The organism is Nonomuraea sp. NPDC051941 (genome assembly GCF_044593615.1).
Window position 1 is genome coordinate 519,658 of sequence record NZ_JBIUCF010000002.1, and the last position, 21,859, is coordinate 541,516.

Below are 21,859 nucleotides of genomic sequence, written 5' to 3' on the forward strand. Positions count from 1 at the left end.
ACCCCCTATCAACCGTTCGGAGGATGTCGGAAGTCGCGGCCACCGATGATTCTGTAAACATGACAGTCATCGAAATCGAGGGCATGAGTAAGAGCTACCGAGGCAAGCAGGTTCTCGAGAGCGTATCCCTGAAGGTGGAAAAGGGCGAGATCTTCGGGATCGCCGGCCCCAACGGCGCGGGCAAGACCACGACCGTGGAGTGCATGGCGGGCCTGCGGCAGCGCGACGGCGGTGTGCTGCGCGTGCTGGGCCTCGACCCGCAGACCGACCGGCGCCGGCTCCTTCCGCGTGTCGGCGTCCAACTGCAGGAGGCGGCCCTGCCGGACGCGCTCAAGGTGGGCGAGGCGCTGAAGATGTATGCCTCTTTCTACGAGAAGCCCGCCGACTGGAGGGCGCTCATGGACGAGTGGGGGCTGACCGAGCGGCAGCGCTCCAGCTTCAGGAGCCTGTCGGGCGGTTGGAAGCAGCGCCTGTTCATTGCGCTGGCCCTGGTCGGAAACCCGGAGGTCGTCTTCCTCGACGAGCTCACCACCGGCCTGGACCCCTCGGCCCGCCGCATGACGTGGGGCCTGGTCCGCGAGATCCGCGACCGCGGGGTGACCGTCGTGCTGGTCACCCACTTCATGGACGAGGCCCAGGCGCTGTGCGACCGCATGGCGATCATCGACCAGGGCCGCGTCATCACCCACGGCACCCCGGGCGAGCTGAAGGCCCAGGGCCGTACCGAATCGCTCGAGGACGCGTACTTCGCTCTGACGGGAGGGCAGGCGGCATGAGAGGCATCACTCAGGTCATCGCGGTCGAGCTCAAGCTGATCGCACGGGACCCCATGTCGGCGTTCTTCGCGCTGGCCTTCCCCGCGATCATGCTCTGGGTCAAGCTGCGCAACGGCGGGTCCCTTCCCAGCGGGCTGTCGCTGGCGGACGCCAACGTGCCCATGCTGACCACGTTCGTCATCGGCATGGCCGCGCTGGTCATCCTGCCGGCCACGGTCGCCCAGTACCGGGAGCGCCTGGTGCTGAAGCGGCTGCGGGCCACGCCGGCCTCGCCCGGCATGCTGTTCGGCGCCCAGTGGGTGGCTCACATGCTGCTGGCCGTGTTCGGCACGGCGCTGCTGGTGGCCATCGGCTTCTTCGTCTACGGCGCGTCGGCCCCCGCCAACGTGGGCGGCGTGGTCGTGGCGTGGCTCCTCGCCGCACTGAGCCTCAGCGCCATCGGCTTCCTGCTCGGCGCGGTGGTGCCCTCCGGCCGCGGCGCGACCGTGATCGGGCTGAGCCTGTTCTTCCCGATGGTCTTCATCTCCGGCGCCATCATCCCCCGCGAGAGCATGGGCGGTTCGATGCGGGCGATCGGTGACCTGACCCCCATGGCGCCCGCCGTCCAGGCCATCCGCGCCGGCTGGGAGGGCAGCGCGATGTCCCCGATCTCGCTGGCCGTCATGCTCGGGATCTGCCTCGTCGCCGGCGGTGTCGCCATCAAGGCCTTCCGGTGGTGAGCAGCGTCGACCGTGAAGGGCCGGGGCCGGTGGTCACCTCCACCGGCCCCGGCCCTTCGCGATGGGACCGGGTCTGGCCCTATCTGCCCTACCTGTTCATCCTGCTTCCGGCAGGTTTCTCCCTGCTGCAGAATTGGCGGCCGGACACGCTGGTCCTGGCGCTGTTCGCGATGGCCTGGCACTGGTTCATGGTCGGCGCGCACCCGGAGTGGATCAAGCACCACCTCGTCGCGCTCGTCTACTTCGCCGTCCTGCTCGCCGCCATCGGGGCGCTGGTCGGCATCGACTCGGTGTTCACGGTGGCCGGCCCGGCGGTGTTCATCCAGTCCTTCGCGCTGCTGCCCCGCTGGTGGGCCTACGCCGGGGTGGTCGCGACCGCGGGGGTGCTGGTCTCGATGCGGCCGGAGGCCGGGCGAAGCCCGGGCCAGATGCTCTTCTCGTTCCTGGTGGCCGCGCTGGTCGCCTCCGCGGTCGGCCTGGTCGTCCAGACCATCTCCGACCAGAACGAGAGCCGCAGGGTGATGATCGCGCAGCTCCAGGAGACCGGCGCGAGGCTGGCCGCCCTCGCGGCCGAGAACGCGAACCTGCAGGCCCAGCTGCTGACCAAGGCCCGCGAGGCCGGAGTGGTCGGGGAGCGGCAGCGGCTGGCCAGGGAGATCCACGACACGATCGCGCAGGGTCTGACCGCCATCGTCACCCAGGTGGAGGCCGCCGAGGAGGCGCTCGACGACGTCAAGGCGGCTCGTGCCCGCCTTGACACGGTTCGCATGCTGGCCAGGGACAGCCTGAAGGAGGCCCGCCGGTCGGTGCAGGCCCTGCGCCCCGCGCCACTGGCCGAGTCGCAGCTGCCGGCCGCGCTCCAGGACGTCTCCGGCAAATGGTCGCAGGCCAGCGGCGTGGCCTCGTCCCTGGAGGTCACGGGCGAGGCTCGGCCGCTGCACGCGGAGGTGGAGATCACCCTGCTGCGGGTGGCGCAGGAGGCGCTGGCGAACGTCGCCAAGCACGCTTCCGCCGGACGAGTTGCCCTCACTCTGTCGTACATGGAAGATGTCGTGGTGCTGGACGTACGCGACGACGGAGCCGGTTTCGCCCCCGAGCCACCGGGCCTGCCGGCCGCGCACGCCTCCGAGGCGGGCGGTTTCGGCCTCCTGTCCATGCGCCAGCGCGTGACCAGGCTGGCGGGCGACTTCCAGATCGAGTCGGCCCCCGGCGAGGGCACCGGCATCTCCGCCGCCGTCCCCGCCATCCCCGCCGAAACGGGCCTCGAGCCATCCGACCGATCCAGAAACGCCGGGTGAGACATGCCGATTCGGCTGATCATCGTGGACGATCATCCGGTCGTCCGCGACGGGCTGCGCGGAATCTTCACCGACGACGAGTTCGAGGTGGTCGGGGAGGCGGGTGACGGGTTCGAGGCGCTGGCCGTGGTGGAGCGCACCAATCCCGACGTCGTGCTCACCGACCTGCGCATGCCGAGGATGAAGGGCGCGGAGCTCATCCGCCGGCTGCGCGAGCAGGCGCCCGACGTCCGCGTGCTCGTGCTGACCACGTTCGACGACGACGTGGACGTGCTGCCGGCCATCGAGGAGGGGGCGACCGGCTACCTGCTCAAGGACACCCCGCGCGCCGAGCTGCGCCGCGCCGTGCAGGCGGCGGCGCGCGGCGAGACCGTGCTGTCCCCCTCCGTGGCCGGCGTGCTGACGCAGAAGCTGCGCGCGCCGCGCCAGCAGCCTCTCAGCCGCCGCGAGCTGGAGGTCCTGTCGCTCATCTCCCGGGGCGCCACCAACCGCGACGTGGCCAAGCGGCTGTTCATCACCGAGGCCACCGTGAAGACGCACCTGCTGCACATCTTCGCCAAGCTCGAGGTCAACGACCGTGCGGCCGCCGTCGCCGCCGCCTACGAGACGGGCCTGCTCAGGCCGGGCACCGACAGCTGATTAAGGGCGCCTAGGGGTGTGCCGCCCCTCCGGCCGCTTCGTACCGTGGAACAGGCGGCCGTTCCATCTCTACCCGAGGGCACCTTTCCTGCCCCGGACGTGACGAGTCAAGCGGTGTGTCAAATGTGGCCACCGCATTTCCTTTTCCCCTGGTGAATTCTTTCGCGTGCCGCCGAATCGGTTCCTGGAGATCGTCCGGAAGGATTTGGAGATGAGCTCATGAACACGCTTGCCCTGGCCGACCCGAGGGCCGAGCTGGAGATCGTCGGCGGCAAGGGGGAGTCCCTGGCGCGCCTGGCCAGGGCTCGGCTGCCCGTGCCGGCGGGTTTCCACGTCACCACCGGCGCCTACCGCGACTTCGTGGCCCGCCATGGTCTGCGTGAGGCGATCCTGTCCGGGGACGCCGAGGAGATCCAGGCGCTGTTCGCCGGGTGCGAGATCCCGCCGGAGATCGCCGAGGACATTCTGGCCTCGTACGCCGCGCTGGGCGAGGACGCCGCGGTGGCCGTCCGGTCGTCGGCGACCGCGGAGGACCTGCCGGGGATGTCGTTCGCCGGGCAGCAGGACAGCTATCTCAACATCCGCGGCGCCGAACAGCTCCTGGACGCGGTCAGGCGCTGCTGGGCCTCGCTCTGGACGGACCGGGCGATCGCCTACCGCGACCGCCACGACATCCCGCGGGACCAGGTGGCCATCGCCGTCGTCGTCCAGGAGCTGGTGCCCGCCGACGCCGCGGGCGTGCTGTTCACCGAGGACCGGGTCTCCCCCCACGACCGGCTGACCATCAACGCCGCATGGGGTCTGGGCGAGGCGGTCGTCGGCGGCCTCGTCACGCCCGACACGATCACCGTCGACCGCGCCGGCCTCACGGTCGTCGAGGAGCGCATCGCGTCCAAGGCCGTCATGACCGTGCGCACCCCGGACGGCACCCGGGAGGAGCCCGTCCCGCCCGCCAGGCGCGACGAGCCGGTCCTGACCTCGGCGCAGGCGACCCGGCTGGCCGAGCTGGGCCTGGCGATCGAGGAGCTGTACGGCCGCGCGATGGACATCGAGTGGGCCCTGCACGACGGGCGCCCGCACATCCTCCAGGCCAGGCCGATCACCGGCCAGCGCGAGGTGTGGAACGACTCGCTCAAGGGCGACTACCTGTGGACCAACGGCAACCTGGGCGAGGCCATCCCCAGCGTCATGACGCCGTGCACCTGGTCGCTCGTGCAGGCGTTCATCGCCGAGATCATGGTCGTCGGCGACCTCGGCGGCCACCCCATCTGCGGCAACATCGGCGGCCGCGTCTACATGAACATGAGCCTGACCGCCTCGCTCGGCAAGGCGCTCGGCATGACCAAGAAGATCAAGGACTCCCAGGAGCCGATCTACGGCAGGCTGCCGGAGGGTGTGGGGACCCCGCTGCTGCCGATGTCGCGCTGGCAGACCCTCAGGGCGGCCAGGCCGATGGCGGGCGGCCGGCGCGAGATCCAGAAGCTCGTGGAGCGGATCCCCGAGTACATAGCGGACGCGCCCCGCCGCACGGAGGAGCTCCGCGCCATGATCGCCGAGAGCGACGACCTGGTCGCACTCTGGCAGAGCGAGATCGAGCCCAGGTTCGACGAGTGCAACCGCATGCTGGCCGCCGCGGCCCGCCAGGACGCCGGCTCGCTGGTCTACCTCGGCGCCCGGCTGACGAAGCTGGTCGGAGAGGCGGACGCCACCGTGCTGATGTCCGGCATCCAGGCCAGGGACGGCCGGCTGGAGAGCCTCGGCCCGCTGCTCGGGCTGGCCCGGCTCAAGCGCGGCGAGATCTCCCGCGAGGAGTACGTCCGCAGGTACGGGCACCGCTGCCCGGACGAGTTCGAGGTCTCGGCCGCCCGGCCGGTGGAGGACCCGGCGTGGATCGACGAGCAGCTCGTCGCCCTCACGGTCGACCCCACCGAGCTGCTCGAACGCCAGGAGGCGGCGAGCGCGGCGGCCTGGCGGCGCTTCCGCGAGCGCCACCCGAGGCAGGCCGAGAAGTTCCGCCGCCAGATCGACCGCTGGGAGGCGATCGTCCGCTCCCGCGAGGAGACGCGGTCGGAGATGATGCGCGGCTTCTGGATGGTGCGCGACTTCGTCCTGCGTGCCGGCGAGGTGACCGGGCAGGGTGACGATCTGTTCTTCCTGACGGTCGAGGAGATCCTGGGCGTGCTGCGCGGCTGGAACCGGCCGCTGTCGTACGTCGCCAGGCGTCGGGCCACGTACGAGCTGTACAGGGCGCTGCCGCCGTACCCGGGCATCATCCGCGGCCGGTTCGACCCCGAGCGGTGGGCCGCGGACCCGCACCGGCGCGGCGACGTGTTCGACGCCGAGGACACGGCGGCGCCCCCGTCGCAGACCATCAGCGGCTTCCCCGGCGCGGCCGGCGTGGTCGAGGGGACCGCCCGGGTGCTGGCGTCGGTGGCGGAGGGCGACCGGCTGGGCGAGGGCGAGATCCTCGTGACGACCGTGACGAACGTGGGCTGGACGCTGCTCTTCCCGCGCGCGGCGGCGGTCGTCACCGACGTCGGCGCTCCCCTGTCGCACGCCGCGATCGTCGCCCGTGAGCTGGGGATCCCCGCCGTCGTCGGGACCAGGAACGCCACGATGCTGGTGCGGGACGGCGACCGGATCCGCGTCGACGGCAGCAAGGGCAGCGTCGAGGTGATCGGCGAGTCGGCGCGGGAGCGGGAGGAGGCGCTCGTCCTGAGCTGAGGCCACGCGGAAGGCGCCGGGCTCTCCAGGAGCCCGGCGCCTTCGTGGTGTTCGGCCCGGTTTCAGCGGGTGGCGGTGAGCAGCCGCATCCCGAGCGGCAGGTCGAGCAGCCTGCCGGGGGTCAGGTCGGCCTCCTCCAGGAGCGCGCGGTACTCCGCCTCGGTGCGCTCCCGTCCCCCGGTCATCACCATCATGTGCAGGTCGTACGCGAGCGGCAGGTACGAGTCCTGGCCGACGACGCGTTCGACGACGAGCAACTCGGCCCCCGGCTCCATCGCCTTGGCGCAGTTGGCCAGCAGGACGGCGCAGCGCTCGTCGTCCCAGTCGTGCAGGATGCGCGAGAGCACGTAGACGTCGCCGCCTTCCGGCACGGCGTCGAACAGGTCGCCGCCGACCAGCTCGCACCTGTCCAGCACGCCCATCCGCGCCAGGTGCGCGGGCGCGGCCTCGACCACGTCCGGCACGTCGAACAGCACGCCGCGTGCCGCGGGGCTGCTCCGCAGGACCGTGGCCAGCAGGGCGCCGGTGCCGCCGGCCAGGTCGACCACCCGGCGCGCGCCGGAGAAGTCGTAGGCGTCGGGGACGCCGCGGAAGAACGAGGCGCCCGCCGCCATTCCCCGGTTGAAGACGGCCGCCTTGCCCGGGTCGCCGGCCAGGTGCGCGAAGACGGGCTCGCCGTGGACGTGCTCGAACGCCGGCTCCCCGGTGCGGACCGCGTGTGCCAGGCCGTCCCAGGCGGAGGCGAAATAGTCCTCGCCGTAGAGGGTGGCCAGCGGGCCCAGCGCGTCGCCGCGCAGCTGCGCCCCCATCGGGGTCAGCCCGTACCTGTTGTCGCCGTCGGCGTCGGCCAGGCCCACGCCGGCCAGCAGCCGTAGCAGGCGGTGCAGCGCGCCCGGGTGCGCGCCGACCTCCTCGGCGATCTCCTCGGGGGCCAGGCGCCGCCCGTCGAGCGCGTCCGCGACGCCCAGGCGCACCGCGGCGAAGGTCGCCTGCGCCACCCATCCTCCGGTGAGGATGCGCATCAGATCCTGCTCCATCGAATCCTTCCTCAGGGTGTGGACGGCCACGCGGTGGCGACGGCGCGGGACAGCTCCGCGATCACGTCGCCCTGCCGCGGCACGAGGTAGAAGTGGTCGCCCTCCATCACGCGGACGGCGAATCGGTCCCTGGTGAGCTCGCCCCATCGCGCCGCCTGCCCGGCGGTCACCTCGGGGTCGTCGCTCCCGAGCAGCGCGGTGACGGGGCAGGCGAGCACGCCGCCCGGCCGGTGCCGGTAGGTCTCGTCGACCCGGTAGTCGTTGCGTACGGCGGGCAGGGTGAGTTCGCGGATGTCCGGATCGTCCATGAGCTCCCGGTCCACGCCGCCGAGCCGGACCAGCTCGTCCACCAGCTCGTCGTCGAAGCGGGCGTGCGTGTCGCCGGGGCGGTGCTCGTGAGGGGCGTGCCGGCCGGAGGCGAACAGGTGCGTCACGCCCCTGCCCCTGGCCTCCAGCGCGCGGGCCACCTCGTACGCGATCAGCGCCCCCATGCTGTGCCCGAACAGCGCCACCGGCCGGTCGAGCAGCGGTGCCATGGCGTCGGTGACGAGCTTGGCGAGGTGGACGGCGTCGTCCACGAGCGGGGCGGCGCGGTGATCGCCGTGTCCCGGGTACTGCACGGCGCGTACCTCGACGGAGTGCGGCGCGTCCCCGTGCCAGCTCCGGTAGAAGCTGGCGGAGCCGCCCGCGTGCGGGAAGCAGAACAGCCGCAGCCCGGCGTACGGCCTGGGCCGGTAACAGTGGAACCAGTTCATGTGAGCTCCGCGGCGGACAGGGGTCGTGGTGCCGTCTGGACCAGCAGTTCGGGCCGGCCGATCGCGGCGGTGGCGTCGAGCCAGAGGCGGCTGAGCGTCAGGTGGTACTGGCCCTGGCGCAGCGGATCCCGCCCCTCCTCGACGTCCTGGCGCAGCTCCGACAGCGCCCGCCGGACGCCGTCGGGCCACACGGACGTGACGATGTCATGGAAGGTAGGCGCGTGCGCCGGCCCGATGGTGGTGGCGCTGGGCAGGCGCAGGTGGTCCGCGCCGGTGTCGAAGCGGTCGTCGGCGTCGCGACCGACGTACATGCGGGGGCTCCACACGAGCGGGCCGTGCGTGTTGACGAGGGTGAGGCTGCCGCCCTCCGTCCCCACGGTGACGCGGTGGAGCAGGTGCAGGTGGGCGTCGGGGTCGTTGGGGGCGATCTGGTTCTGCACCCGGAGGGTCAGCGGCACGCCGCCGACGGTTCCGGTGAGGCAGGTGAAGGGCGTGCCGGGGGCCGTGGCGGAGAACGTCCACGGGCGCAACGCGCCCAGGGCCCGGCCGAGGATGTCGAACAGGGCGTAGGCGACGTGGACGCTGCAGGCGGCGTCCACGTAGAGGGGCCGCTGGAGCTCGAACAGGCGGCGGGCGGTCTCGATGAACCGGCGTACCGGGTCGAGGTGGACGTACAGGGTGTTCACGTGGTGCACGGCGGAGGCGGCCCGGGCGGTGCGCAGGCAGCGGGCCAGCTCGTCGGCGTGCAGCGGATGCTCCTGCAGCACGTGCACGCCGCGGGCCAGCAGGGCGCCGGCCAGCTCGCTGCCCTCTCCCCCGACGACTCCCGACCGTACGACCACGCAGGCCAGGTCCGCGAGCTCGGGCACCTGGTCGGGGTCCGTGAGCAGCGGGACCCCGTACTCCTCGGCGTACGCGGCGGATCGGGCGCTGCCGCGGGCGAGGACGCCGGTCAGCTCGAAGGGGCCGTCCCGCAGCGCGGAGAGGTAGATCTGGCCGAACTTGGTCCCGCACACCACCACCCGCTTCACAGCGCGCCCTCCTCGAACACCGGCGCGACCAGGTCGATCGGCGCCACCGCCTCGGTGATCTCGATCTTCGCCACGGGCTCCAGGTCCGCCAGCACCCGGGCCGGGTCGAGCACGGCGTCGGCCTGGTGGAGCCCCACCGCGACCTCGCCGCGAAGCACCGCCATGGCCGCGTGCGCGGCGACCGCGGCGGTGAGCGCGTAGGAGTCGTGGGTGCGCAGTGCCAGGGTGCGGGTGCCGTGCGGGCCGCTGAGCTGGAAGAGCAGGACGTAGTACGGGGTGCGCCCGGCCAGTTCGAGCTCGGCCGCGCGCGTCAGGTCCGCGGCCTGGCCGGCGGTGCTCGCGGCGGCGAGGACGCCGTCGCCGGTGATGACGTTGTACCAGCGGGCCTGCGCCAGCCCGAGCTCCCCGGCCACCCGCTCCGCCTCGGCGCTCAGGTAGGGGTAGGCGGTGACCGGTCCTGGGAAGTAGGGGAGCTGGACGTCGTGGACGGGGGTCAGGGCGCGGGCGACCCTGGCGCCGTCACGCCACGCGGCCAGCGCGGCGCCCCGCTCCTCCTGCCCGGCCAGCAGGAAGTCACCGGCGGCGGCGGGGGTGAGCCGGTCCAGCCCGCCGGTGTAGACGTCCAGCCGGAGCCCGGCGTTCGGGGAGGCGAGGGCGGCCAGGTGGCGGGGCACGAGTCCGGTGAGGCCGGGGAGCATTCCCGCCGACAGCACCGCCGTATGTCCCTGCGCGCCCGCATCGGCCTGGGCGAAGGCGGCGGCGTCACCGGCGGCGTCCACGTAGTCGGCCCCGGCGGCGAACGCGGCCCGCGCCACCCGGTCCCGCAGGAGGTAGGAGGGGCCCGCGCAGTTCACGACGACCTGGCAGCCCGCGCAGAAGCGGGCGAGCTCGGCCGCGTCGAGCGCGTCCACCTGCCACGCCTCGCCGTTCCCGCCCAGCTCCGCGTCGACGAACCGCCGGGCCGCCGCCCCGTCCCGCCCGCCCACGCGCAGCCCCGGGTGATCGGCGAGCAGGCGGGCCGCGGTGCCGCCGACCGCGCCGTAGCCGCCGAGCACGCCGATCACGCGGTCACCTCGGTCACCAGCTTCGCCACGTCGGCCGCGTACGGCCCGCCGAGGCAGCTGAAGTGGTCGCCCTCGATGTCCAGCGCGGTGAGCCGGCCCAGGCAGAGGTTCTGCCAGAAGTCCGTCATGTCGTCCTGCAGCGTCGGCACGAGGTTGGTGACGCCGCGCTGGCGGAGGAACGTGATGTCGCCCGCGTACGGCTCCGGGTCGTAGTGGGTGACGGCCGTGAAGCTCTGCCGGAAGACCCGGTAGGCCAGGTCCACCCGCTCCTGCGGTTGGCCGAGGGCACGGGCGACGGCGGCCAGCCGGTCCGTGGGTGAGGTGGCGGCCAGTTCGGCGAAGTGGCGGCCGATCTGCGCGAGGCCGGGATCCGCGCTGCCGGCGAGCGCGGCCAGGCTGCCCTCGGGCACGTGTCCGGGCGACGACTCCAGCACCACCCGCAGGGCCCCGGCGAGGTCTCCGCCGGGGTGGCCGAGCCGGACCGGGTCCAGGCCGCAGGCCTGCGCGAAGCCGTACTCCAGCATGAGCTCGTCGCTGATCCGGTAGGGGAAGCGGGAGCTGCTGACGACGGTGAGCCCGTCGACCACCGCGCCGCTCTCGGTGAGCCGGCGGGCGACCTCGGTGGCGATGAGGCCGCCCATGCAGTAACCCACGATGTGGTAGCCGGCCGCGCCCTCCTCGATCAGGAGCCGCGCGTACGATCCGGCCAGCGATTCCACCGTTTGCGCGGGGTCCAGCTCCAGGTAGCGCTCCGCGTCGTTGATCACGAGGCCGAGCAGCGGCGTCCCGGAGAGCTCGGGGACGAGCGCCCGGTACGGGGTCAGGGTGCCGGTGCCGTCGTGCAGCAGCACCCGCACCGAACCGCCCTTCGTCCCGTCCCCGGACAGGCGTACCAGCGGGCTGGCGTGCGTTCTCGGCAGCCCTTGTTCGCGGTCGTCGCGGGCCTGGCGGAGGTGGGCGGCCAGCGCGGCGACGGTCGGCTGGTTGACGAGCTGGCGGACCAGGCTGTCCCAGTAGAAGCCGCTCGCCTCCTCCAGCTCCTCGCGCACCCGCCCGGCCAGGCGGGTGACCAGCAGGGAGTCGCCGCCCAGCGCGAAGAAGTCCTGGTCGCGGTGGACGCGCGGGAGCCCGAGCAGCTCGGCCCAGAGGGCGGCCAGCCGCCGTTCGAGGTCGTCGCGCGGCTCCTCGCCGCCGGGCGCGCTCTCTCCGGCCGTGCTGGGAAGGAGGGTACGCAGCCGCGCCCGGTCGATCTTGCCGTTGTCCGTCAGCGGCAGCTCGTCGACCACCTGGACGTGGGCGGGGAGCATGTAGTCGGGCAGCCGCTCGGCGAGGAACGCCCGCAGCTCCGCCAGGTCGATCCGCTCCCGGTCGTCGGGGAAGCGGGCCGCGAAGACGCACTGCCCGAGGGACGCCAGCGGGTCGCCCGGCCCGGGCAGGCAGGCGAGCGTACGGGCGCCTGCCCCGCGCAGCAGGTCGAGCCACTCGTCGCGGGTGACGAACGTCCTGTCGCGGCCCTGCCGCACGTCGGCGTAGTCGTGCGGGTTCATCAGGAACTCCATCGAGCTCATGATCTGGACGTGTTCGCGGGTGGTCTCGATGAACACCAGCCACCCGCCGGGCACCAGCAGCTCGCGGAACCTGGCCAGCACGGCGGCGGCGTCGTGGGAGTTGTGCAGGACGTTGGCGCAGAGGATGACCTCGAAGGAGTTCGGCTCGTAGCCCTGGGCGCGGTAGTCGGCGTTGATGTCGAACAGGCCGTAGCGCACCCACGGGTGGTCCGCGAACCGTTCGGCGGCCTGGGTGAGGAAGAACCGCGACAGGTCGGTGAAGACGTACTCGACCTGGTGTCCGGCCAGCTCGGGGATCAGCTCGGCGCTGGTGCCGCCCACGCCCGCGCCCGCTTCCAGGACGCGCAGCGGCCCGCCGGTGTGGTGCTCGGCCACGCGGCCGACCACCGCGCGCACGATGCGGTTGACGTACCTGCTGAGCACGTTGTCCTTGTACGCGCCCTCGGCCGTCCCCACGTCACCCTCGGGGAACAGCAGCTCGCGGGCGTCGAGCTCGCCGCGCATCAGCTCGGACAGGTGCGTGGTGCTGACCCGCAGGAACCTGATCAGCTCGGCCCCGTAGTCGAGCCCCTCGGCCAGGATCCCGACCCGGCGCCACAGTGGCTCCACGCCGGTGTCCCCGCGCAGGTTCCGGTACCGCCCGTCGGGGTCGCGGTCGAGCCGTCCGCGCTCGTGCAGCGCCGTGAGCCAGCGCCGGACGAGCCGGTGGTGGTCCGGCGCGACCCGCGCGGCGGCCAGGATCTCCTCGAGGCCGTGGCCGTCCTCGGTGGTGAACAGGCCGCCCGTACGGAGCGCCGCCGCCATCGACGCGAGCGCGATCTCGTCGAGCGTCTCGGCCACCGCCACGACGCGCGCCAGATCGACGCCCTCCAGGGCCGCGACCGCCGCCGCCTCGGCCGCACCCGCGACATCAGGCTCGCCATCCCGCCCAGCCCCCACGTCGCCCCGCCCCGCCCTTGTTTCCGGCGCGTCGCCCCGGTCAGCCTCCGCGTCCGGTGTGCCGTCGTCCTTGCGGGCGGCGGCCTGCGCAAAGGCGATCAGGCGGCGTTCCAGCGCGCGGTCGCCGTCCACGATCACGGTCCCGGCCGCGACCGCGGGGTGTGCCTGCAGCGCGGTCTCCACCTCGGCCAGCTCGATCCGATGGCCGCGGATCTTGACCTGGGAGTCCTCCCTGCCGAGGAACTCGATGTTGCCGTCGGGCCGATAGCGGCCGAGGTCGCCGGTCCGGTAGAGGCGCTCGCCGCCGTGTCGCACGAAGCGCTCGGCGGTCCTCCCCTCGTCACCGAGGTAGCCCATGGCCACGCCGGAGCCGCCGATGTACAGCTCTCCCGGCACCCAGTCCGGGCAGGGCCGCATGGCGGCGTCGAGCACGTGGAAGGTCTGGTTGGCCAGCGGCTTGCCGTACGGGACGCTCACCCAGCCGGGCAGCGGGTCGCCGACGGGGTGGTAGATGGACCAGATCGCTGCCTCCGTGGCCCCGCCCAGGCTGATCACGTCCAGTCCCGGCACGCGGCGGCGGATCTGGCCGGGCAGCGCCACCGGGATCCAGTCGCCCGACAACATCGCCAGCCTCAGCGAGGGCAGCTCCGCCGCGGGCTCCGCGTCCAGGTAGTGCTGGAGCATCTGGAGCTGTGCGGGCACCGAGTTCCACATGGTGACCCCGTGCCCGGCGGCGAGCTCGGCCCAGTGGGCCGGGTCGCCCCGGCGTGACGGGTCCGGCAGCACGAGGGCCGCCCCGACGGCGAGCGGTCCGAAGATGTCGTAGACCGACAGGTCGAACCCCAGGCCGGCCAGCCCGAGCACGCGGTCGTCCGGGCCGACGCCGAAGCGGGCGCTGATGTCGTCGATGGTGTTGCGGGCGGCCCGATGGCTGATCATCACGCCCTTGGGCACGCCCGTGGAGCCCGAGGTGTAGATGACGTAGGCCAGATCGTCAGGGTGCCGCCGAGCGCCGTCCTCGACGTGGGCCGGCGAGAAGGCGTGTTCGGCGCGGGTCGGCGGGAGGGTGTCGACGGCGATCCAGTCGTGCTCGGCGTGCCAGGACTGCGTGAGCACCAGGCGGGCCGAGGCGTCGGCGAGGATGCGGTCGCGCCTCGCCGGTGGCTGCCCGGTGTCGACCGGCAGGTAGGCGCCGCCGGCCAGCAGCGTGCCGAGCACGGCCACGACCTGCTCGACCCCCTTGTCCATGACCACGGCGACGATCTCGCCGGGCCGGTGCCCCGCCTCGCGCAGCGCCCGCGCCACCCCGGCGGCCCGGCCCAGCAGCTCGCCGTACGTGATCGAACCGGCGCCCGTGACGACGGCGGTTCGTTCCGGTGTGCGGCGTGCCTGGGCCACGACCTCCTCGTGCAGCAGCCCGTCCGGGAGCGGCGCGGCGGTGGCGTTGACGAGGGCACGGTGGCGCGCCTGCGCTCCGGGCAATTCGACAGGGTCCCCGGACGACCAGGCCTCGTCCGAGGACAGGCCGTCCAGGAGCGCGGTGAACGCGGCGAACATGTCGTCCACGAGCCCTTCGGGGAACACCCCCGCGCGCACGTCCCAGTTGACCAGCAGCGCGTCGCGGTGCTCCTTGACCTGGCAGTCGATCCACACCTGGGGCGTCTGGCTGATGCCGTACTCCGGCGTGCCGTGCTCGGCGTCGTCACGACCGAGCCCGATGGCGCTGGTGAACACCACCGGCATCAGCGCGGCGTCCCGGCCGCGCCGGCGGGCCAGCTCCCGTATGACCTCGATGCCGCCGCAGCGGCGGTGTTCCATGTCGGCGAAGAGCTGCCGGCCGATGGCGTGGGCGCGCTCGGCGAAGGACCGGCCTGGCGTGGTGTCGACGGCGAGCAGGTTGAGCGTGGTGAAGTCGCCGACGACCCGGTCGATGTACGGGTGCAGCGGCGGGCGGTCGAGCAGCGTCAGGTTGAGCGTGAACCCGGGCCGCGGGCTCCACCTCCCGATGACCTCGGCATAGGCGGCCAGCACGGCCTGCGACGGCGTGATGCCGGCCGCGGCGGCCCGGGTGCGTAACCGCGCCCATTCCGCCGGCTCCACCCTGCTCTCCCACCGCCCGAACCGGGCGTCCACGGCGGCCTGGTCGAGCGCGGGCAGTTCGGGCGCGGGCGGCAGGTCGTCCATCCGTTCCCACCAGTAGGCGCGATCCCGGTCGTAACGGGCGCTCTCGCGCTGCGCGCGCAGGGCCAGCAGGCAGTCGCGGAAGCTGACCGGGACGGTTGGCAGGTCGGCGTCGGGGTTCTCGTGCAGCAGGTGCAGCTCGCCGAGCAGCAGCTGGATGCTGACGTAGTCGGCGATGAGCAGGTCGATCGAGGCGTGCAGGAGGGCTCCGCGATCGGTTAGCGAGATCCGCAGCTCGAACAGGGGCCAGCTGCCCGCCGGATAGACCGTGTTCGCCATCTCCTCGCGGACGGCGGCGAGCCGCTCCTCCGGGTCGGTGCCGCGCAGGTCCGTCACGCGGACCTCGTAGCCGGGGACCTCGGCGAGCACCTGCTGGTGGCCGTCGGGGTGGATCACGGCGCGGAGCATGTCGTGGCGGGCGATCAGGGCGCGCCACGCGGCCTGCACCCGTTCCGGGTCGAGCCGGGGGAAGGAGACCTCGACGTAGCCGTGGCAGGCGACTCCGCCGTAGCCGAACGCGTCGTTGCGGCCGAGCAGGTAGGCCTGCTGGACGTCGGTCAGCGGGAAGGGGTCGAGGCGGCGTTCGGGCTCGGGCCGGACCGTCTCGGCCTCGGACTCGCGGCGCAGGTGCGCGATGATCTCGGGCTTCGCGCCGATCAGCGCCGCGCGCCGATCCTCGGTCAGCGCTCCCTTGGGCGCCCGGAAGCGGAGGCTGCCGTCGTCCTCCCACAGCCGAATCCCGGCGGCCTCCATGTCGGCGATGAGTTCGTGTACGGCCGGTGCCTGGGTCACAGCACGCCCTCTTCCGTCTCTTGGGTGTCGTCCGCCGTCAGACCGATCGCCTCGGCGCAGTCGGCGATGGTGGGAGTGGCGAAGAAGCGGCGCAGGGACAGCTCCACGCCGAGCCGCCGCCGTACGATCTCGGCGAAACGGGTGGCGAGCAGGGAGTCGCCACCGAGGGCGAAGAAGCTCTGGCCCCGGCCCGGCGGCGGGATCTCCAGCAGCTCGGCCCACAGCTCGGCGAGCAGCGCCTCCGTGCCCGGGCGTGGGGGGTCGTCATCAGGCAGAGGTTCCAGCCGGGTGGACAGAGCTCCCCTGTCGATCTTGCCGTTGGCGGTCAGCGGCAGCCGGTCCAGTACGGTGATCGTCGGCGGGACGGCGTAGCCGGGCAGCCGATCGGACAGGAACGAACGCAGCTTGTCGAGATCGACGTCCTCAGGCGTGACGAAAGCGGCCAACCGGCGCTGCCGCCGATCCCCGACCGCGACCGCCACCGCGCGGGCCACCTGCGAAGACGCCTCCAAGGCGGCCTCGATCTCCCCCAGCTCGATCCGATGCCCCCGGATCTTCACCTGATGATCGGCCCGCCCCAGGAACTCCAGCGTCCCGTCCGGCCAGTACCGGCCCAGGTCCCCGGTCCGATACCAACGCTCGCCACCGCTCTCGACGAACTTGGCCGACGTCGTCTCCGGATCTCCCCGATAACCGATGGCGACGCCTGCGCCGCCGATCCACAACTCTCCCGCCACCCAGTCCGGGCAGTCCCGGTCACGCCCGTCCACCACCCGATAGCGCTGATTACGCAGCGGCAATCCGTAAGGGATCGACGTCCAATGCGCCGGGACCCGATCGACCTCCCACGCGTTGGACCAGATCGCCGCTTCCGTCGCTCCGCCTAACGCCACCAATCGGCACTCACTTTGGGCGGCCAGACGCGCGTGCAGGTCCAGGCCCACCCAGTCACCCGACACCAACGCCAAGCGCAGACTCGGAGCCGTGGTGTGCAGGAGCATGTCGAGCAAGGTCGGGACGGTGTTCCAGATCGTCACCCCGTGCGCGGCGCACAATCGGGCCCAAGCCTGCGCATCCCTCCGCTCCTCCTCCTGCGGCAGGACGAGCGCACCGCCCGCCGACAGCAGGCCGAAGATGTCGAAGACGGACAGGTCGAAGTCCAACGCCGAGACCGCCAGGACCCGATCGTCCGGACCCACACCAAAGCGGTGGTTGATGTCCTCGACCGTGTTGAGCGCCGCCCGATGAGAGACCTCCACCCCCTTCGGCTCCCCTGTCGAACCCGACGTGAAAATCACGTATGCCGACATATCCGGCGCGACCATCACCGGCTCGGCCAACCCTTGTGACTCCCCGGGCAGACCGGTCAGGACGTGACGCGCACCCGCCCGCGACAAGATCCGCTCCCGCCGCGCGACCGGCTGATCCACCCCCACCGGCACATACACCCCACCAGCGGCAAGAACACCCAACACCGCCGCGATCTGACCAGGCCCCTTGGGCAGCACGACCCCCACCGCATCGCCTGTCGAGACCCCAGCCGCCCGTAGATGCCCCGCGACCTGCAACGCCTGATCCGCCAGCGCGCCATACGAGACCACCTGACCGTCAGCGATCAACGCCGCACGATCGGGCTCACGACTGGCCCACCCGAAGAACCCCTCGTGCAAAACACCCTCAGGCAACGGCCCCGAAGTGGCGTTCACCCGCTCCCGCACCACCGCCTGATCAACGGGCAACCCCACCGGAGCGGCAACCGACCAATCCCCCTCTGCCAGCCACGCCAGCAACTCCCCGTAGGCGGCGAACATCGCGTCCAGCGCACCCGGCGCGAACAGCTCCTCCACCGCGTCCCACCGGACCAGCAGATCGCCCTCGACCTCTCCCACCTGGCTGTCCAGCCAGACCTGCGGGGTCTGCGACACTCCCCAGACCTGCTCGGCGAAGGAGGGGCCGAACGCGGCGCCGCCGGCGACGCCGAGCGTGCTGGTGAACACGACCGGCATGGTCATCTCGATCGAGTCGCTTCGCCTGGCCAGCTCCCGCATCACCCAGACCGCCGACACCTCGCCGTGTTCGAGCCCGCGCCACACCTCTTCCTGCAGCCCGCGTGCCCCGTCGAGCCAGCCGGTTCCCGGCCGGTAGCCGGCGAGGAGGAGGGAGGTGAAGTCGCCGAGCACGCGGTGGATGTCGGGGTGGACCTCCCGCCTGTCGAACAGCGTGAGGTTGAGCGTCAGCGCCTCCTGGCCGCTCCACCTGCCCAGGACCTCGCCGAAGGCGGCGGCCAGCACGGTGGCGGGGGTCAGCTCGTGCCGCCTGGCCAGATCCGTGATCGTACGCCACCGCTCGGCCGGTATCCGGAGCTCGCGGCGGGCGAACCGGGGCCGGTCGATCATCGCCGGGTCCACGCGCAGTGGCAACCTCGGGGCGGGCGGCAGTTCGGGCAGCCGGGCGGCCCAGTATTCCTTGGCCGTCTCGAAGACCGCGGGATCGGGCTCCTGCGCGAGCACGTAGTCGCGGAACGACACCTCGATCGGCGGCAGGGCGGCCTCGGGGTCGTGATAGAGCTGGTCGAGTTCGGCGAAGAAGACCATCATGCTGAGCGCGTCGACGATGATGTTGTCGAAGCTGACGCCGAGCCGTACCCCGCCGTCGTGGCGGGCGGCCCGCGCGTCGAACAGCGGCCAGCTGGACACGTCCAGCACCTGGTGCGACATCTGCTCGCGCAGCTGCTCGACGCTGTCGACGGCGACGACGGCGAAGCGCGGCACCTCGGGCAGGATGCGCTGGAGCCCGTCCTGGTCGAAGACCGCGCGCAGCATCTCGTGCCGCTCGATCAGCAGGTTCCAGGCCGTTTCCAGCCGTTCGAGGTCGATGTCGCCGTCGAACTCGGTGTAGAAGTGGCAGCCGACGCCGCCGAGCGTGAAGTGCTCGGCCCGGCCGAGCCAGTAGGCCCGCTGCACCTCGGTGGGCGGGAACGGGTCGTGCCGGTGCTCGACGTCCGGGACCAGCACGGGAGCGGGCGCAACCGCCTCCCCCACGGTGAAGGTGGCCGCGAAGTCCGCCAGCACGGGCGTCTCGAACAGCAGGCTCAGCCTGGCGTCGGCGACGCCTTCCGCACGCAGGCGCGCGATCATGCGGGTGGCGAGCAGGGAGTCGCCGCCGAGGGCGAAGAAGCTGTCCGTGCGCTGTACGGCCGGGAGTTCGAGCAGGTCGGCCCAGATCTTGGCGAGCACGGTCTCGGCCGGTCCTACGGGCGGCTCCTGGACGGTGCTCTCCGCTGTCTCGATGACCAGGGCGGTGAGTGCACTTCTGTCGATCTTGCCGTTGGCGGTCAGCGGCAGCCGGTCCAGCGCGGCGATCGTCGGCGGGACGGCGTAGCCGGGCAGCCGATCGGACAGGAACGAACGCAACTTGTCGAGATCGACGTCCTCAGGCGTGACGAAAGCGGCCAACCGGCGCTGCCGCCGATCCCCGACCGCGACCGCCACCGCACGGGCCACCTGCGAAGACGCCTCCAAAGCGGCCTCGATCTCCCCCAGCTCGATCCGATGCCCCCGGATCTTCACCTGAAGATCAGCCCGCCCCAGGAACTCCAACGTCCCGTCCGGCCAATACCGGCCCAGATCCCCGGTCCGATACCAACGCTCGCCACCGCTCTCGACGAACTTGGCCGACGTCGTCTCCGGATCTCCCCGGTAACCGACCGCCACCCCGGCGCCGCCGATCCACAACTCCCCCGCCACCCAGTCCGGGCAGTCCCGGCCACGCCCGTCCACCACCCGATAGCGCTGATTACGCAACGGCAACCCGTAAGGAATCGACGTCCAATGCGCCGGAACCCGATCCACCTCCCACGCATTCGACCAGATCGCAGCCTCCGTCGCTCCGCCCAACGCCACCAGCCGGCACTCGCTCTGAGCGGCCAGACGCGCGTGCAGGTCCAGCCCCACCCAGTCACCCGACACCAACGCCAAGCGCAGACTCGGAGCCGTGGTGTGCAGGAGCATGTCGAGCAAGGTCGGGACGGTGTTCCAGATCGTCACCCCGTGCGCGGCGCACAGCTCCGCCCAGCGTTGGGCATCACGCCGTTCGCTCTCTTCGGGCATTACCAGCGCGCCACCCACGGACAGCAGGCCGAAGATGTCATACACCGACAGGTCGAAGTCCAACGCCGAGACCGCCAGGACCCGATCGTCCGGACCCACACCAAAGCGCTGGTTGATGTCCTCGACCGTGTTGAGTGCCGCCTGATGAGAGACCTCCACCCCCTTCGGCTCCCCCGTCGAACCCGACGTGAAAATCACATACGCCGACATATCCGGCGCGACCATCACCGGCTCGGTCAGCCGCCCTGACTCCCCAGGCAGACCGGTCAGGACATGGCGCGCACCCGCTCGCGACAGGATGCGCTCCCGCCGGGCGACCGGCTGATCCACCCCCACCGGGACATACACCCCACCAGCGGCAAGAACACCCAAGACAGCGGCGATCTGGTCCGGTCCCTTGGGCAGCACGACCCCCACCGCATCGCCTGTCGAGACCCCAGCCGCCCGTAGATGCCCCGCGACCTGCAACGCCTGATCCGCCAGCGCGCCATACGAGACCACCTGACCGTCAGCGATCAACGCCGCACGATCAGGTTCACGACTGGCCCACCCGAAGAACCCCTCGTGCAAAACACCCTCAGGCAACGGCCCCGAAGTAGCGTTCACCCGCTCCCGCACCACCACCTGCCCAGCAGGCAACCCCACCGGAGCGGCAACCGACCAATCCCCCTCCGCCAGCCACTCCAACAACCCCCCATAAGCGGCGAACATGGCATCCAACACACCCGCCGCGAACAGCTCCTCCACCGCGTCCCACGCCAGATGCAGCCCATGGTCGTACTCGTTGATCTGGTGATCGAGCCACACCTGCGGCGTCTGCGTGATCATCCAGCCGGGAGCGCCGAAGGCCTCGCGTACCTCCGGGACGATCAGCTCGGTGCCCAGGTTGCAGGCGAACACCACCGGAGCCCCGGTGTGCTCGCCGCCGCGGGCGAGGTCGCGGAGCACTTCGACGCCGGAGTACCCGGTGTGGCGCGCGTCGGCGCGGAAGCGGGCCTGCAGGGTTCTGGCGCGCTCGGCGAACGGCTGCGCCTCGGACAGGTCGGCGGCCACCAGGATCAGGTTGGTGAAGTCCGCGACCAGGTGGGCCACGTCCGGATGCACGGTCTCGTCCCGGTCGAACAGCGGCAGGTTGAGGAGGAAGCGCTTCTCGCCGCTCCACGCGGCGAGCACCTCGGCGTAGGCGGTGGCCAGCACCATGGCGGGGGTCAGCCCGTACGCGCGGGCCTGCTCCTGGATCCGCCGCCACGAGTCGAGGGACAGCCACCTCTCGCGCCGGACGAACCGGGGCCGGGCGACCCGGCCGGGCTCCACGGCGAGCGGCAGCTGGGGCGCGCCGGGGAGCTCGTCCAGGCGGCCGCGCCAGTACTCCTGGTCCCGTACGCGCCGCGCCGCGCGTTCGGCGTCGCGGGCCGCGAGATATCGGGGGAACGAGCAGGCCAGCTCAGGGAGCGGCCGGTCCGGGTCCAGGTAGAGCATGGCCAGGTCCCGCAGCAGGATCTGCAGCCCGAGCACGTCGGCGACCAGGAAGTCCACCTCGAAGTGCACCCTGGAGCGGCCGCCCGGCAGCAGCGACAGCCGCACGTCGAAGACCTCGCCCCTGGAGGCGTCGAAGCGGCGGTGCGACAGCCGCTCCCTGACGGCCTCGGCGGCCTCCTCCCCGAGCTCCGTCAGATCGTGCACGGTCAGGCCGGGCCAGGGGCTGGTGTCCGTGATCTGCTGGGTGCCGTCGTCGTGGAAGATCGCGCGCAGCATGCCGTGCCGGCCGATCAGCGCGCGTACGGCCCGCTCCAGCCGCGCCGGGTCGATGCCGGAGCCGTCGAACTCCAGGTACGCGTGGCAGCCGACACCGCCGATGACCTGCCCGTCGCCGCGCCCGATCCAGTACGCCAGCTGGACCGGGGTGAGCGGGAACGGCGCCGCCTCGTCCACGACCGGCTCCGGCGCGGGGACCTCCACGGCCGGGGACAGTCGCGAGCCGACCAGCGACCACCAGGCCGCGAGCGTGAACTCCGTCGCCAGCTCGCTGAACGCGATGCCGGCCCCGGCGCGCCGCCACCGCCCGGCCAGCCGCATCGCGCGGAGCGAGTCGAGCCCCAGGCTGATCAGGTCGGCGTGGTCGGTGACCGCCGAGGGGTCGAGGTCGAGCTGGCCCGCGATGTCCGCGCGCATCGATTCGAGGGTCGGCGGAGAGGTGGAAGGGGCATGGGGAACGACGGCTTTGTCC

Annotated in this window: 11 protein-coding genes; 5 read left to right on the forward strand and 6 right to left on the reverse strand. The window is 72.1% G+C overall.

Annotation, left to right across the window (positions count from 1 at the left end; genetic code table 11):
* Positions 1–59: 59 nt before the first annotated feature.
* The 5 genes from ACIHFD_RS06195 (at position 60) to ACIHFD_RS06215 (ending at position 6,156) form a co-directional block, all read left to right on the forward strand.
* Complete coding sequence (locus tag ACIHFD_RS06195) at positions 60–776, forward strand: ABC transporter ATP-binding protein (protein WP_350728279.1); 717 nt, start codon at positions 60–62, stop codon at positions 774–776.
* Entirely contained in the window at positions 773–1,495 is a 723-nt protein-coding gene (locus tag ACIHFD_RS06200; protein WP_350728280.1) for an ABC transporter permease, read from the forward strand. The genes ACIHFD_RS06195 and ACIHFD_RS06200 overlap by 4 nt, the downstream gene beginning before the upstream one ends.
* Positions 1,492–2,793 (forward strand): sensor histidine kinase, encoded by a 1,302-nt coding sequence (locus ACIHFD_RS06205; protein ID WP_397365839.1) that lies wholly within the window; start codon positions 1,492–1,494, stop codon positions 2,791–2,793. Before ACIHFD_RS06200 ends, ACIHFD_RS06205 begins: the two co-directional genes overlap by 4 nt.
* A 3-nt stretch (positions 2,794–2,796) precedes the next feature.
* The gene (locus tag ACIHFD_RS06210) at positions 2,797–3,432 is read left to right on the forward strand and encodes a response regulator (protein WP_397365840.1); all 636 of its coding nucleotides are present in this window, start codon (positions 2,797–2,799) and stop codon (positions 3,430–3,432) included.
* Between the two features lie 219 nt (positions 3,433–3,651).
* Positions 3,652–6,156, forward strand: coding sequence for a PEP/pyruvate-binding domain-containing protein (locus ACIHFD_RS06215; protein WP_397365841.1), 2,505 nt, complete (start codon positions 3,652–3,654; stop codon positions 6,154–6,156).
* A 62-nt stretch (positions 6,157–6,218) separates the two neighbouring features.
* On the opposite strand, the gene ACIHFD_RS06220 is transcribed toward ACIHFD_RS06215, so the two are convergent.
* Genes ACIHFD_RS06220 through ACIHFD_RS06245 form a run of 6 tightly spaced genes read right to left on the reverse strand, consistent with a single transcriptional unit; the run spans position 6,219 to position 21,804 of the window.
* Entirely contained in the window at positions 6,219–7,193 is a 975-nt protein-coding gene (locus ACIHFD_RS06220; protein WP_397365842.1) for a methyltransferase, read from the reverse strand.
* An 11-nt stretch (positions 7,194–7,204) separates the two neighbouring features.
* On the reverse strand, positions 7,205–7,948 hold the full coding sequence (locus ACIHFD_RS06225; protein WP_397365843.1) for a thioesterase II family protein: 744 nt from the start codon (positions 7,946–7,948) through the stop codon (positions 7,205–7,207).
* Positions 7,945–8,979, reverse strand: a complete 1,035-nt coding sequence (locus ACIHFD_RS06230; RefSeq protein ID WP_397365844.1) for a Gfo/Idh/MocA family oxidoreductase — start codon at positions 8,977–8,979, stop codon at positions 7,945–7,947. The genes ACIHFD_RS06225 and ACIHFD_RS06230 overlap by 4 nt, the downstream gene beginning before the upstream one ends.
* Positions 8,976–10,043: a saccharopine dehydrogenase NADP-binding domain-containing protein gene (locus ACIHFD_RS06235; protein ID WP_397365845.1), complete on the reverse strand. Its 1,068-nt coding sequence runs from the start codon at positions 10,041–10,043 to the stop codon at positions 8,976–8,978. The genes ACIHFD_RS06230 and ACIHFD_RS06235 overlap by 4 nt, the downstream gene beginning before the upstream one ends.
* A complete protein-coding gene (locus ACIHFD_RS06240; RefSeq protein WP_397365846.1) occupies positions 10,040–15,523 on the reverse strand; it encodes an amino acid adenylation domain-containing protein in 5,484 nt (1,827 codons plus the stop codon). Before ACIHFD_RS06240 ends, ACIHFD_RS06235 begins: the two co-directional genes overlap by 4 nt.
* On the reverse strand, positions 15,520–21,804 hold the full coding sequence (locus ACIHFD_RS06245; RefSeq protein ID WP_397365847.1) for an amino acid adenylation domain-containing protein: 6,285 nt from the start codon (positions 21,802–21,804) through the stop codon (positions 15,520–15,522). The genes ACIHFD_RS06240 and ACIHFD_RS06245 overlap by 4 nt, the downstream gene beginning before the upstream one ends.
* Positions 21,805–21,859 lie beyond the last annotated feature (55 nt).

Excerpts from the sequence above, each read along its gene's own strand:
- ACIHFD_RS06195 (WP_350728279.1), top strand. The coding sequence starts at position 60 with ATGACAGTCATCGAAATCGAGGGCATGAGTAAGAGCTACCGAGGCAAG.
- ACIHFD_RS06200 (WP_350728280.1), top strand. The coding sequence starts at position 773 with ATGAGAGGCATCACTCAGGTCATCGCGGTCGAGCTCAAGCTGATCGCA.
- ACIHFD_RS06210 (WP_397365840.1), top strand. The coding sequence starts at position 2,797 with ATGCCGATTCGGCTGATCATCGTGGACGATCATCCGGTCGTCCGCGAC.
- ACIHFD_RS06215 (WP_397365841.1), top strand. The coding sequence starts at position 3,652 with ATGAACACGCTTGCCCTGGCCGACCCGAGGGCCGAGCTGGAGATCGTC.
- ACIHFD_RS06220 (WP_397365842.1), bottom strand. The coding sequence starts at position 7,193 with ATGGAGCAGGATCTGATGCGCATCCTCACCGGAGGATGGGTGGCGCAG.
- ACIHFD_RS06225 (WP_397365843.1), bottom strand. The coding sequence starts at position 7,948 with ATGAACTGGTTCCACTGTTACCGGCCCAGGCCGTACGCCGGGCTGCGG.
- ACIHFD_RS06245 (WP_397365847.1), bottom strand. The coding sequence starts at position 21,804 with ATGCGCGCGGACATCGCGGGCCAGCTCGACCTCGACCCCTCGGCGGTC.